This window comes from Photobacterium aphoticum (assembly GCF_001029435.1).
Lineage (GTDB): Bacteria > Pseudomonadota > Gammaproteobacteria > Enterobacterales > Vibrionaceae > Photobacterium > Photobacterium aphoticum.
Map to the genome: position 1 here is coordinate 429,178 of NZ_LDOV01000010.1, position 13,920 is coordinate 443,097.

General features: G+C 47.6%; 9 protein-coding genes and 1 pseudogene. 4 read left to right on the forward strand and 6 right to left on the reverse strand.

All coding sequences use genetic code 11. The features are described 5' to 3' along the window. Positions 1 to 24 precede the first annotated feature (24 nt). From ABT58_RS05930 to pdhA, 3 genes and pseudogenes are all read right to left on the reverse strand, one after another. Positions 25 to 1,227, reverse strand: a complete 1,203-nt coding sequence (locus tag ABT58_RS05930; protein WP_047873391.1) for a dihydrolipoamide acetyltransferase family protein — start codon at positions 1,225 to 1,227, stop codon at positions 25 to 27. Then, entirely contained in the window at positions 1,224 to 2,207 is a 984-nt protein-coding gene (locus tag ABT58_RS05935; RefSeq protein WP_047873392.1) for an alpha-ketoacid dehydrogenase subunit beta, read from the reverse strand. Before ABT58_RS05935 ends, ABT58_RS05930 begins: the two co-directional genes overlap by 4 nt. A 76-nt stretch (positions 2,208 to 2,283) precedes the next feature. Then, positions 2,284 to 3,354 (reverse strand): annotated as a pseudogene (pdhA, locus tag ABT58_RS05940) (pyruvate dehydrogenase (acetyl-transferring) E1 component subunit alpha); the annotation flags it as partial. A gap of 347 nt (positions 3,355 to 3,701) precedes the next feature. On the opposite strand from pdhA, the gene ABT58_RS05945 reads away from it, so the two are divergent. The 3 genes from ABT58_RS05945 (at position 3,702) to ABT58_RS05955 (ending at position 7,721) form a co-directional block, all read left to right on the forward strand. Next, complete coding sequence (locus ABT58_RS05945) at positions 3,702 to 4,169, forward strand: hypothetical protein (RefSeq protein ID WP_229821529.1); 468 nt, start codon at positions 3,702 to 3,704, stop codon at positions 4,167 to 4,169. 365 nt (positions 4,170 to 4,534) lie between these two features. Further along, the gene (locus tag ABT58_RS05950; RefSeq protein WP_047873393.1) at positions 4,535 to 5,449 is read left to right on the forward strand and encodes a cation diffusion facilitator family transporter; all 915 of its coding nucleotides are present in this window, start codon (positions 4,535 to 4,537) and stop codon (positions 5,447 to 5,449) included. An 847-nt stretch (positions 5,450 to 6,296) separates the two neighbouring features. Then, positions 6,297 to 7,721 (forward strand): EAL domain-containing protein, encoded by a 1,425-nt coding sequence (locus tag ABT58_RS05955; protein WP_229821531.1) that lies wholly within the window; start codon positions 6,297 to 6,299, stop codon positions 7,719 to 7,721. Positions 7,722 to 7,797: 76 nt separating this feature from the next. Here ABT58_RS05955 and nagZ read toward each other — a convergent pair whose 3' ends face one another. The 3 genes from nagZ to ABT58_RS05970 form a co-directional block, all read right to left on the reverse strand. Next, positions 7,798 to 8,802 (reverse strand): beta-N-acetylhexosaminidase, encoded by a 1,005-nt coding sequence (gene nagZ / locus ABT58_RS05960; protein WP_047873394.1) that lies wholly within the window; start codon positions 8,800 to 8,802, stop codon positions 7,798 to 7,800. Between the two features lie 286 nt (positions 8,803 to 9,088). After that, entirely contained in the window at positions 9,089 to 11,683 is a 2,595-nt protein-coding gene (locus tag ABT58_RS05965) for a TRAP transporter permease (RefSeq protein WP_047873395.1), read from the reverse strand. Between the two features lie 72 nt (positions 11,684 to 11,755). Beyond that, positions 11,756 to 12,727 carry a TAXI family TRAP transporter solute-binding subunit gene (locus ABT58_RS05970; protein ID WP_047873396.1) on the reverse strand — a complete coding sequence of 324 codons (972 nt, stop codon included), beginning with the start codon at positions 12,725 to 12,727 and terminating at the stop codon, positions 11,756 to 11,758. A gap of 678 nt (positions 12,728 to 13,405) precedes the next feature. Between ABT58_RS05970 and ABT58_RS05975 the strand changes: the two genes are divergently transcribed. After that, positions 13,406 to 13,849: a hypothetical protein gene (locus ABT58_RS05975; RefSeq protein WP_047873397.1), complete on the forward strand. Its 444-nt coding sequence runs from the start codon at positions 13,406 to 13,408 to the stop codon at positions 13,847 to 13,849. Positions 13,850 to 13,920: the final 71 nt, after the last annotated feature.

Genomic DNA, 13,920 nt, shown 5'->3' on the forward strand with positions numbered 1-13,920 from the left:
TTTTATTCACCGTGAAATAGCGCGTTATTCTTGCTCAAGGTGTTGTACTAAGGCTTTCATAAAGCGAGCCGCTTCCCCGCCGGTACAGGCGCGGTGGTCAAAGGTCATGGAAAGAGGCAGGGTATTGATCAGGGTCGGGGTATTGTCGATCAGCGTGAGCTTTTCATTAATGCGTCCCACTCCCACAATGGCGACTTGTGGCGGTGTCACAACTGGTGTGGCATAGAGACCCGCAATCGCTCCGAAATTAGACAGCGTAATGGTCGCGTGTTGAAATTGTTCCCGACCAATTTTGCGGTTTCTGATCTCTTCTACCGTACGATTAAGCCATTTGCGTATCCCTTGGTTATTGTAACTGTCGGCATGGCGTAATACAGGGACATACAAGCCGTGTTTACTATCGACGGCAATCCCAATGTTCACATCTGTATGCACGCAGCGGGTCATGGTGTCGGCATCAAACCACGCATTCAGGGCGGGTTCTTGCTGGCAGGCAAACACAATCGCTTTGACTAATCGGCAGGTAATGTCTTCTTCGTCTGACCAATGGTAGAGACTGGCTTCTTCGGTCAGTGTGACGGCGGCAATTTGTTGGTGGGCTGTTCGCATGGTGTCAACCATGGTACGGCGTGCACCTTTTAGTACTTCTGTGCCCGGTAATTGTTCATCACAGGCGGCATACACATCTTTATCGACAATGACGCCTTCTGGTCCAGAGCCTTCGATCAGTGAGAGGTTGACCCCTAATTTTTGTGCAAGTTGTCTGGCTGAGGGCAAGGCAGAAAGGGGGCGACTTGAGGTGTGAGGATCGTCAGAGGTGTGTGACCCGTGTTGGCCAATCCAGAACTCGTCCACATTCACTTGTTGCGTTTCCTGAGACACATTGCCAACCACAGTGGCCGCATCGGCGCTTTTCTTTGCGGTTGAACTCTCTGTTTGTGCCTGTACTTGGCTACCAGAGGGGCTAGAGAGTGTTTTTTCTGTGGTCACCGCATCAGCAGAAATATCAATCAGTGGCTGACCAATGCTGATGATATCGCCAGCTTGCCCATAGCGGTTTACAACGGTGCCGCTGTAGGGCGCGGGAATTTCAACGGTGGCTTTGGCTGTTTCAACGGTGAGTATCACCTGATCAGTCTCGACCATATCGCCAATATTGACATGCCATTGAATAATCTCTGACTCCGCCAAACCTTCACCGAGATCGGGTAAAACAAATGTCTTCATAGCCAGCCCTCCACCAGCGAACGGGCGGCTTGTGTTATGTCATCCGCCTGAATCATGAAATAGTCTTCATTACGGTAATACGGCATGATCGTATCCATCCCGGTCACCCGCTTGGGTGGTGCTTTCAGCAAACACAGGGCGTTCTCTGCGACACGGGCCAGAATTTCCGCCCCAACACCACAGGTTTGACTGGCTTCATGCACAATCAATAAACGCCCCGTTTTTTCGAGCGAGGCCAGAATGGTGCGCATGTCGAGTGGCTTGATGGTGGCTAAATCAATGACTTCCGCTTCAATGCCTTGTTGGGACAGGGTCGCAGCAGCCTGTAACGATTCCACGACGCACGCGCCCCAAGTCACCAAGGTGAGATCGCGTCCTTTACGCAAGGTAAAACACGTATCGAGCGGCAAGGCTTCACCGTTATCGATGACGGTGGATTTTACTGTGCGATAGATACGTTTAGGTTCAAAGAACATCACCGGATCATCACTGCGAATCGCGGCCAGCAGTAAACCGTATGCCCGTTGTGGTGAGGAAGGAATCACGACTTTCAGCCCCGGAATATGAGCAAACAAGGCTTCATTACTTTCAGAATGGTGCTCCGGTGCATGAATACCGCCACCAAACGGGGCACGAAAAACGGCGGGGCAGGTCAGTCGCCCTCGTGTACGGTTACGCATACGGGCGGCATGGCACATGATGTGCTCCATCGCCGGAAAGACAAAGCCCTGAAACTGGAACTCGGCCACCGGGCGTAATCCTTGGCTGGCCATACCGACCGCGACACCGGCAATTAACGCTTCAGCCAGAGGCGAATCAATCACGCGTTTGCAGCCGAATTTCTCTTTCAAGCCGACTGTTGCCCGAAAGACCCCGCCGTTATCCCCCACATCTTCGCCCATGACAATGACGTCTGTGTTGTCAGCCATTTCATGATGCAGGGCAAGGTTCACCGCTTCTAATAGCGTCAGTTCATTCATGCTTGCCTCCTTGTGTGACATCTTCCTTAGAACCCGACTCAGAATGGGGAGCTTGTTCAGAACGGGTCTGCTTAGCCTGCATGCGCAGGGCTTTGTTGATCACGGTATCCCGTTGGCGGAGGAGATCAGCATCAGGTTGGCTGTATAAATAATCAAAGCCGGACTCTGGAGGCTGAGGCGTTAATGCTTGATAATGCTGTACCGCTTGTTCCACAACCTCTTTGCTGCGTTGTTGCAAGCGTTCTTCATCGGTGTCAGACCACGCTTCTTGTGCTTCAAGAAATTGTTTGAGACGAGCAATAGGCTCATAGCGCCACGCATCTTGCAGTTCATCGTCGGTGCGATAGCGGGAGGCATCATCGGCGGTCGTATGATCACTGAGTCGATAACTGATCGCTTCAATCAATGTCGCGCCTTTACCTTTTCGTGCTTTGTCTAAGGCGTGTAATACCACATCATACATTGCTACGAGATCATTACCGTCGACAGTGATCCCTTCGATGCCCGCACCTTTGGCTTTGTCTGACAGCCACTCAGCGCCCGACTGAATACTGCGCGGTACTGAGATGGCCCATTGGTTGTTATTGATCACAAACACCAGCGGAATGTTCCATGCGCCCGCGCAGTTAAGTGATTCCAGAAAATCGCCTTTTGATGTGGCGCCATCCCCACAAGTGACCAAGGCAGCTTGATGATTGCCCTGAATTTTTAATGCTGCGGCAACACCGACCGCATGGGTGCACTGGGTGGCGATGGGGACACAAAATGGCAGATCACGGCAATGGCCTTCATCGGGGGAAAAGTCACTGCCACGTTCGTCACCGCCCCAATACTGCAGGTTTTTCTCGAGGGGGATACCACGTGCCCACATTGCAGGCAGATCGCGGTAATAAGGAATAAACACATCGCTGGGCTGTAACGCTCGCCCAATGGCGATGCCCATGGCTTCTGAGCCTAAGTGGGAAGGGTAGGTGCCGAGTTTACCGGTACGTTGCAGTGCAACCGCTTTATTGTCGTAGGTGCGTGTTAACACCATATCTTGATAGCAAGCGGCTAATAAAGACAACGATGCCCACGGTGGAAGCGGGCGAACGAGTTGACCGTGATGATCGATGAAGCGATGCATCGGCATAGCTTGTACATTCATCGTGAGCTCCTTCTGTTGCTGCCTCTAAAGAGGCGGACAGCAAAATCAGGCTGAGCCAGTGGAACGCGATAAGAATACAGTGAAAAGGGGTTGGCACAGCTCAATAGTATTAAGTGTAATCAGTTTGTTAACATTCGCAGCGGGTGATATGCCAGTAAACAGTAAAGAAATCGGTACACCTTGATAATCTACTCAATAATACCGCTTGGAATGATACACATCAGTATGCATGCAATGTGGGAAATTTGCCTCACTGTTGAGAAAGCCAGTGAATAGCCGTTGCTCGCTTTGGCTTTCACACATACTTAATGCAATTGAATGGGGTAGACAAGGCGAGTGAAGTTCCGATGAAAAATGGATCGATGAAGCGGTACAGCTATATAACCATGATGATGTTTGCATCCGCTTGCACCTCACAGGCCAATACGGACAGCCTTGCTGAGCAAAAAATAAAATTCATAGAAGATGAGTGTTACGTTGTCACGGAGTCTCCCTTAGCGGGGCCATTTAATGCATTTATGGTGGAACGCCAGGAAGAGCTGAAAACATTGCGTGATGAGTTGAGTCAGGAAAATTATGCACAACTCGATTTTGCCTTACAGCATTTTTCTACCCATTGGGATAAATTACAAACAGAACGTAATCTCGCCTGTGAAGTGCATGCTACTTGTCAGTTCATCTGGCTGAAAAGCCCAGAGCTACAATCGAATACGGACTTTTGTGATGGGGCGGATTTTGAGTACAGTGTGACCAGGGCAAAAATAATTACTTTTTTCAATGATATAGAGCGCATCGAATTGCAACGTGCGCGGTAGCGATGTTGTCGTCTACCTTGTCTACAAAAGCGAGAGAGAACGCGTGTTTTCTGCGCCATTTTTTGCTAATATGCCTGCAGCTTACAACGTAGTGTGATGTAACTCACACCCTTCAGTGGGGCTTTTTGACCCTCAATCTACGGTTTATCCGATATGTGTGCCGGTTCTATCTGCCTGATAATCTGGGTATATCCTGCAGTTTACACCTGATGAAAAACGTTCACAGCTTGATCACAATTCTTTAATTGTGATAGTACTATAGTCATTGCATACCTGTTTTCCTCCGCTGAATTGCGCAGGAGCAAAGGCGGAATGCTATGATTTAAAAAACTTATTTCGTGTTTAATTCAACTATGGAGGTATTTATGGCTACTAGCCGTAAAATTAGTAAGGAGCGTTTGGCGCTTAAAATGTCGCTAGCTGGCACGGTGTTGCTGTCTAGCCTTGGTATTGGCTATGGATTGTATGTCGGATCCAACGCTATTCTTCTCGACGGCATGTTCTCTTTACTGAGTATGGGGATGACAGGATTAAGCCTGTATACCGCTTACTTAGTGTCTAAACCCGATGATCAATACTTTCAATTCGGATATGCGCACATTGAACCGCTAATCAACGTGGTCAATGGCTTGCTCATCTTGATGACTTGTATTTTCGCTTTTATCAATGGTGTGCAAACCATTGCTAGTGGTGGCCATGAGATTGTGCTGGAGCACGCTCTGGTTTACGCGGTGTTATCGACCTTCTGCTGTTTTGCGATCTATTTTACCGAAACCTACATTGCCAAAAGTGAGCAGTCAGAGTTGGTTCGGGTCGATTCACAAGAATGGTTAATTGACGGTATTTTGAGTGCGGCCATTTTGGTGGGCTTTGTGGTTGTCATGATTTTGGATGACATGGGCTACTCACAATGGAACCGCTACGTGGACCCGATTCTGGTATCTACCTTGTCATTGGCAGCGCTTGTCTTGCCAATTACTGTGTTACGCCGTAACCTTAAAGAGGTATTATTGGTCGCGCCGCAGGATGATGCACAAGAAAATGTGGATCGTGTAATTGCAAAGCTTTCAAAACAATATCATTTTGAAGATTACACCCATCATTTTGCCAAAACAGGTCGCCAGTACGATCTTGAGGTTAACATTCTCGTGCGTGATGATGATTTCTGGACGACCAAACGTCAGGATCACATTCGCCAGGTGCTGTGGGAAGCATTGGCTGAAGAACTGGGGGATACCTGGTTATCAGTGAGCTTTACCGGTCAGGCCCGTTGGTTGTAACGGGTAGGTGATAGGTAACACAGTGAAAAGGGCGGAGACGCCCTTTTTTATTGCTCGATGAGAGAGAAAGTAACGTGCAACAAGTAAGTTTCGCGGTTAATCACATTTTGATAACTTGCGGGTGCAATTAACAGTATTGTGGGTTATCTTAACCAGCGTCTAAAAATTGCTTCTAGATAAATACAAATTTTGTACTACCGCATGTTGTTTCCAGAGGCATTTTTTAGACCCATGAACCGTTAGGTGGCAGGTGTCGCCGAGCTAGCATAGATAATTTACTGAGGGTTAAGACAGTGATGGAAACAATTCTGGTTATCGCATTCATAATTGGTGCCGTGTACGTGATTTTCAAAGAGAAGAAGTGCACGAAAGACATTGATTACTCTCGTGACTCTCTTTAATTGAAGGCGCCTAAGGCGCCTTTTTTGTCTCCATCTGCTTATCACTCCTACCGCTAACCCTCCGTTTTTGTTCAATTTTTTGACGCTTTCAAAAGATGTTGGCTTTTTTATTTCATGGCGTGATCCAGGTCGCCTGATTGATCTTATAAATTCTTGTTAATGCTCGAATTTATGCCTATTGTTATTGTGCTGTTTTGTACTGAATACTGCGTAAGGATTCATCATTAGCGCTTTTATACAGGATAAACGGAGTAACATCTTCTATGGATAGGCATGTCGAATAGGCAAGATTGATCGCAATGCAGTTGAAGCAAGACGTTTTTATTGAATATAACAGTACATTTTTCCGGAAATGTACGACCCACTTTTATCTTCCCGCTTTTCTACTGGTATTGGCATTTTCGTTTTCACTCTCTTTCACAAATGGCTTTGTTTCAGAACGTTATTTGTCGTATTTAATTGAAAATGACTCTCGCCGTTTACTCAAGCATTATGCTGATCAAATTAATGATTACCCTGCAATGATGAACGCCTTGCGGGAGCAGTTACTGTTTGATTGTAGTGCGTATGATAAACATCAACTTAAACATATTACTTACAATGACTATCAAATACGTCGAATGACGTTGTCGTTACCTGACGGTACAACGTGTACCAGTTTTGATGGAGCAAATAATCAGGACAATAGGGTGCCGCTGATCAGCCACTTAACGGATGATATTTCATTGTGGGTCGCGACAGAGCCGCGATTTTCTCAGCAAATCATGGTGGTGGAGCAGCAGACTGACAAAGGAGGATTGAATGTCTATATGGAACCCTTGGCAACAGAAGGGTTACGAAACAAATATTGTGGTGACTGTGTATTAACGTCTTTATCGTCGGAAGAAAATTTAACCGTTGCCTTTTGGCGCGGGGATGCGTCTTTGTTATCGCAGTCACCGTTGTTCAGCACCAAGATTGCCAATGGCTTACGCTTGAATGCCTTCGTTAATCCGAAGTTGCTAGAGCAATACAAACATGACTTCTGGTTGCCTCTGTTTTTATTGGGTACTGTGACAGGGGGCTTATGTTTAGTGCTTTACCGTTTGTTCTTGAGCCGTCGTTTATCACTGCATGCCTTGATTGAGCAAGGGCTGGAACGAGATGAGTTTGTGCCATTTTACCAGCCGATTGTGGATGTCTCGAATAACTCCTTGTATGGCTGTGAGATGCTGGCCCGTTGGGTACGCGCGGGTGGCGATACGATTTCACCGATGGAATTTATTCCTTATGTGGAAAAGAGTGGCCAGATTTTTCCAATTACCGATCAACTGCTGAGAAAAGCAGTGCGTGATATTGGCAAGTTGAACTGGCATTTAACGCAGCAGGTGATGAGTATCAATGTGGTGCCTGATCAGCTGGAAAGCATGGATATCATGCAGAAGTCTTTAGCACTGCTGCATACCACCAAAATTGCGCCAAGCCAGATTGCCTTTGAAGTCACCGAACGCAAACGCTTTACCAATTTAACCATGGCATCGGATGTGATTGAGCAGCTGCGTGATTGCGGGATTGACGTTAAATTGGATGATGCGGGTACCGGTTATGGTGGTTTTAGCTACATTCAGCAACTTAACATTCGCAGCTTGAAAATCGACAAAATGTTTGTTGAGACAATCGGCACCTCAGACATTAAGTTATCCTTGTTAGATTCGATCATTGCGTTTGGTAAGGAAGCAGGGATGGAAATGATTGCAGAAGGGGTTGAGACGTTCGAGCAATCCAGTTACTTGGCGGCCCGTGGCGTCACCTTACAGCAAGGCTTTTATTTTGGTAAACCCATGGCCTTCCGTGACTTTGCGTATTACTGTAAATCCATGGTCTCCAGATAAACGAAAGCCCTGCAATGCAGGGCTTTTTTATGGCTTACTAGCGACAATGGTTTTAACCCGTTACGCGATCTCGCTGTTACGCGTTTTTCTCACGCCATTCTTGCGTCAGGCGGGTAATGCGTTGTTCTGTTTCCTGCCACAGACGGGTATTCACCAAATCACGGTATTCACCAGTCGGCTTTTTACATAGCGCGGTCAGCTTAGGTACCTGCGTTTGTGGTAAACCATCCAGCGCCTGAATGGCACCTTCACGGTTATTACACAGCAGCACCATGTCACAGCCTGCTTGTTGGGCGGCGATAGCGCGTTCACTGTAGCTGCCTAATACATCTGCGCCTTTCATGTTCAAGTCGTCGGAGAAAATGGCGCCATTGAACTGCATGTCTTTGCGCAGTACTTGCTTTAACCAGTACTCTGAGCCGCTGGCCGGTTTTTCATTGTAGTGCTCAAAGATCACGTGGGCAGGCATCATGGCATCCAGCAGGCCTTGCTCAACCAAGGCTTTGAATACGGTCATATCATGTTGCTTGATATTGTCGCGCGGATCGACAGGCGTTTCCAAGTGCGAGTCAGCAATTACGCCGCCATGTCCAGGGAAGTGTTTACCGGTTGCGGCCATGCCTGCTTTTTTCATCCCTTTGATGAATTGGCTGGCATACTGAATCACCTGCTGGGGATCATCAGAGAAAGCTCGATCACCAATAGCTTTACAGTCAAAGCCCAGATCCAGCACAGGGGCGAAGCTTAAGTCGATATCCATTGCTAGCAATTCTGCTGCCATCAGCCAACCACCTTCATGTGCCAGAGAAAGGCCATCTGGGCTGCTTGCAAAAGCTTTGGGTGGTGGCAGCAATGTGAACTCATCACGAAAACGTTGTACTCGGCCACCTTCTTGATCGACCGTGATCAGGATTGGGCGTTTTGCAGCCTCGCGAATGGATTGGGTTAAGGCGCGGAGCTGTTTGCGGTCATGGTAATTGCGCGCAAAAAAGATAATACCGCCAACAGTCGGGTGTTGAATAATCTCACGATCTTCGGCATCCAGTTCATAACCGGATACATCAAGCATCAAAGGCCCCATGCATTCTCCTTGGGTGTGATGGTTGTTGCTATTGCGTGCCCTTATTATGCACCAGAAATGGCAAAGGCTGTACGTGAGTGTGTGAAATTCCCGTCAGGGTACCGTTGATTTGATGCCAGGATCTGGATGCAAGCATAGAGAGGGGGAATCGAACTTGAAAAGGCCGTACAGATGTTCAGCAGATGGTTGGAAAAAAGAAAAAAGAAAAAAGAAAAAAGAAAAAAGAAAAAAGAAAGGAGCACATTGTCTCCTTTCTGGGCTCCTTTCTGATAAATGATGACGTCCTTTATGCCGGTTGTGGCGACAGTGGTTGCGTATCCTGCTTGATACGTCGACGCTGCAGCAGTACCACTAAGCCAAACAAACCAATGGCAGGGATCCAGAACCATTCTTTGGCACTGCGTTGGGCAGGAATGCGTAACTCCACAATTTCCTGATCAAACATCAAACCGGCTTTCTCTGCTGGACTAGAGAAATGCACGATATCAATCAGTGTTTTATCGCTGTCCTGATAGGTTTCAATACCCAAAGCTAGCTGCTTCGCTTCACCGTTTTTGCCATCTGGTACTTCAAAGAGTACGGAGAACTCACGCATGACACCGACGGCATCTTCGCCTTTGATTCGCATGCGCAGCATATCGCCTTCATTCAGTGTATTCAGCTCTTCGCTCAATGAGGTCGGTGAGACATAACGGTATGGATCACTGATTTGATCTTGCCAGAAGCCTGGGCGGAACAAGGTGAAGGCCACCAATAACAGCAGGATTGTTTCGTACCAGCGGTTACGGGTCAGGAAGTAGCCTTGTGTCGCCGCAGCGAAAATCAGCATCGCAATGGTTGCCACCACAAAGATCAGCACGCCGTGTGCAAAATCCACATCAATCAATAACAGATCGGTGTTGAAGATGAACAGGAATGGCAATGCGGCCGTACGTAAGCTGTAATAAAACGCCGTTAAACCGGTTTTAATCGGGTCACCTTTAGAAACGGCGGCAGCGGCAAACGAGGCAAGGCCTACCGGTGGTGTTACATCCGCCATGATGCCGAAATAGAACACGAACAGGTGTACGGCAATCAATGGGACAATCAAGCCTTGCTGTTGACCCAGTACCACGATAACCGGTGCCAGCAAACTTGATACCACAATGTAGTTGGCGGTGGTTGGCAGGCCCATCCCCAAAATCAGGCTCAATAGGGCAGTCAGCAGTAACATGAGCATCAAATTGCCCATAGACAGCATTTCGACTAAGTCAGCTAAAACCAGACCCACACCGGTTTGTGATACGGCACCCACAATCACGCCCGCCGTTGCTGTCGCAATACCGATACCGATCATGTTACGTGCACCGGCGATCAAGCCTTCACGCAGATCAATCAAGCCTTCCTGTACCGTGCCGTAGTCATGTTTACCATCTGTACGCAGCCAGTTCAGTAGTGGACGTTGTGTGATCACAATAACCACCAAAATCACGCTGCCCCAGAAAGCCGAGAGCCCTGGAGAAAGACGCTCTACCATCAAACACCACACCAGTACGATAACCGGTAGCAGGTAATGCAAGCCAGATAGCAACACCGCACGGGTTGATGGCAAGGTGTTAAGGTCGGTCTCTTCTTCGCTTGGCAGTGGCTCGTTCATTGCAGCCACTTTCAATAAGCCAATATACGTGACTGCCAGCAAGATACCGATGCCTAACAGAGTATGATCACCCATTAGGGGCTTCAGCCAACCCAAGCCGTAATATACAGCCAATGACAACCCACTGATTAACGCAGCACCAAAGGCAAAGCCCATTAAACGCACCAACCATGGGCGAGAAACGGATACCGCCAGTGGCTGCATGCCTAGCTTGAGTGCTTCAAGGTGTACGATATACAGCAGTGAGATATAGGAAATCGCAGCCGGTAGGAACGCGTGTTTGATGATCTCCACATAAGGGATGCCCACGTATTCCACCATCAAAAATGCCGCCGCGCCCATGACCGGCGGCATGATTTGACCATTAACCGAAGACGCCACTTCAACGGCACCGGCTTTTTCCGCACTGAAGCCGACTTTGCGCATCATTGGAATGGTAAAGGTACCGGTGGTCACCACGTTTGCAATGGATGAGCCTGAAATCAGACCGGTTAAGCCGGAAGCAACCACGGCTGCTTTGGCTGGGCCACCCCGTAAGTGTCCCAACATGCTGAAGGCCAGTTGGATAAAGTAATGGCCTGCGCCGGCACGTTCCAACAATGCGCCAAACAGCACAAACAAGAAAACGAAACTGGTGGACACGCCAAGTGCGATGCCGAACACCCCTTCAGTGGTGATCCACTGGTGGTTGGCCAATGCAGGTAGCGGTACACCACGGTGTGATAAGAGCCCCGGCATCCAAGGGCCGGCGATGCTATAGACTAAAAATAGGGTCGCGATAATCGGTAGAGCAGGGCCTAATACACGGCGCGCCGCTTCTAACAACAGAGGAATACCGATACAGGCGGTGATGAAATCTGCAGTAGTCAGGTTACCAGGGCGTTGTGCCAGTTCATTATAGAAAACAAACAAGTACAGTGCAGAGGCAGCAGACACCAAGCCCAATAAAAGATCAAAGTGTGGTACGCGATCGCGCGGAGACGTTTTGCGTGCAGGGAAAACAAAGAATGCCAATAGCAAAGCAAAAGCCAAATGGATCGCACGGGTTTCCGTGTCGTTCATGACGCCGAAACCGATGATAAAAGGCAGTGGAGAGGCGATCCAAAGTTGGAAAAGTGACCAAGCGAGGGCCAACGCAGTAATGACGGTGGCCATCAGGCCAGAAGGCAGTCGAGCACCAACATCTTGCGCGATCAGCTCTTCACTCGACATCGCGTCAGATGTCTGGGTGGTATGTGTATTCATTATATTATCTCAATCAAAGGCAAGTGCTGCATACACAGCACTTGCTTGTACCGCAATGTTATTGAGTGGGCGTTATAGCCAGCCGCGCTCCTTGTAATATCGCATTGCACCGTCATGCAGTGGTGCGGTAAGGCCATCGGCGATCATGGCTTTTTCATCTAATGAGGCGAAAGCAGGGTGAAGGCGCTTAAAGCGGTCAAGGTTATCGAATACCGATTTCACTAACTGATAAACCAGTTCTGGATCCGTATTGGCGTGTGTAGAGAGCACTGCTTTACCGCCCAATGATGGGACTGGGTCAGGGTTGCCACGGTACATGCCACCCGGAATTTCTGCTTTGGTGAAGTACGGTTTTTCAGCCACAAGCGCATCAATGATGTCACCGGTAACAGGTACGAATACCGCATCAACCGTTGTTGTTGCTTCCTGAATGGCACCATTTGGGTGACCGACGAAGTAGCTCATCGCATCGATGTTGTTATCTGTCATGGCTGACGCTTGTTCTGCGGGTTTCAGATCAGAAACCAGAGCGAACACATCGTGGTTCCACTTTTTTGCATCAATAAGCTGCTCGAATGTATCGCGCTGACCAGAACCAGGGTTACCGATGTTAACGCGCTTGCCTTTCAGACTGTCGAAGTCAGAGATCTTGGCATCTTTGCGCGCAAGGATGGTGAAGATTTCGCTTTGCAGAGAGAACACAGAACGAATGTCTGCCATTTCACCTTGGGTATTAAACGGTGCTTGGCCATAAAGGGCTTTGTATTGGTGATCGGATTGCATGACACCGAAGTTGTATTCACCACTGCGGATACCGTTGACGTTAGCGACACCGCCGCCACTGGCTGGGGCATTACATTTGATGCCGTGGCTGTCAGCACCACGGTTAACAAAACGGCAGATTGACTGACCAGCAACATAATAAACGCCTGTCTGGCCACCAGTACCGATGGTAATGAATTGTTCAGAAGCGACTGCATTTTCACTATGTGAGAATGATAGTGTGGCAGCAATAACGCCTGCCAATAGAGTTAGTCCTTTCATACTTCCTGTCCTGATCTATCTGAATTTAATAAGATTGTTAATGCATTCACCTCTTAGAATCGAGTTGAGGTGGTCAATCACCTGTGTAACTGGATAAATATGGTGTTTATCGCGGTTAAGGTGCATGTTTTTGCATTGCTTGCGTATGTTGTGTTTGTGTGTTGTTAGCAGATAGTCAATCGATTTATGTGGAGAGAAAAGGGTGTAATAACTGATTAACTACCTATTTACGCTTTGAATGTACGGGTATTTTTTGTGTATGAAAACCATGCATTCCTACATTTTGGGAAATGGCGGTATATTGCGTGATCTTTGGGCGGGCAAGGGGAAATCGTCTGTTAGATAGCCTTTATGGTGGCAGGATATAAAGAATGTGGATTTGTTTACGGCCACATATCCTTTCGAGTTGAATAAAATTGTGATGAAAGTAATAAAAAATCAGCCCATTTTTCTTATTTGGGTCGATGGTTTCTCATGAGATGGGAAGATCGGGTCGATATGAAAAATACAGTGGGGACGGGTAAGTACATGCATATCACCGTGTTGCATTAAAAAGATAATAAAAACAGTAATTTGGTTTTTAAATGCGCACTTAAAAGCAAAATTATGTGATATTGATTCCAAATGATGGACAGTGTAAAGGTGAGCCGATTAATATGCTGATTTTAGGAGTAAAAAATGAAAAAACTATTACTAGCACTGGCTCTTATTCCATCATTTGCATCTGCAAACGTGATCCCAACATTACCGGATGTGGTGAAGTTGGCAGGGCCGTATGAAATTACTGAAAACGAAGCACAAAGTTCGGTGATCCACCTGTATATTCCAGAAAACGGTATCGGTGTTGTGGGTATTTTGGGCGGTGATAAATTTTCAGTGGCAGACGATAGTTCAAACAGCATTCAGCTTTCTATCACTGACAATGAAAATACGGTATTTATTGATAACAATCTGAGTGTTGGTAAGGCGACAACAATCGGTATTGGCACATATTGTGGTCGTTCTATTTCCATTTCTGTACACAGTATCGGGAACGACAGCAAAGCTGAGCAGATTAAGCCAAAACTTGCGATCACCTCTACAGCATGTCCTGCATCAATGGCGAAGAAAGCTGAAAAATAAGCCTGCGGTTAATGGCTATTTGTTTGCTGTTTAATGATATACCCAAGCGCGTGTGTGCTTGGGTATTTTTT

Bases quoted from the DNA above. Each gene is read 5' to 3' on its own strand.
- nagZ (WP_047873394.1), bottom strand. From the start codon at position 8,802: ATGGGGCCTTTGATGCTTGATGTATCCGGTTATGAACTGGATGCCGAA.
- ABT58_RS05970 (WP_047873396.1), bottom strand. From the start codon at position 12,727: ATGAAAGGACTAACTCTATTGGCAGGCGTTATTGCTGCCACACTATCA.
- ABT58_RS05965 (WP_047873395.1), bottom strand. From the start codon at position 11,683: ATGAATACACATACCACCCAGACATCTGACGCGATGTCGAGTGAAGAG.
- ABT58_RS05945 (WP_229821529.1), top strand. From the start codon at position 3,702: ATGAAAAATGGATCGATGAAGCGGTACAGCTATATAACCATGATGATG.
- ABT58_RS05950 (WP_047873393.1), top strand. From the start codon at position 4,535: ATGGCTACTAGCCGTAAAATTAGTAAGGAGCGTTTGGCGCTTAAAATG.
- ABT58_RS05975 (WP_047873397.1), top strand. From the start codon at position 13,406: ATGAAAAAACTATTACTAGCACTGGCTCTTATTCCATCATTTGCATCT.
- ABT58_RS05935 (WP_047873392.1), bottom strand. From the start codon at position 2,207: ATGAATGAACTGACGCTATTAGAAGCGGTGAACCTTGCCCTGCATCAT.
- ABT58_RS05930 (WP_047873391.1), bottom strand. From the start codon at position 1,227: ATGAAGACATTTGTTTTACCCGATCTCGGTGAAGGTTTGGCGGAGTCA.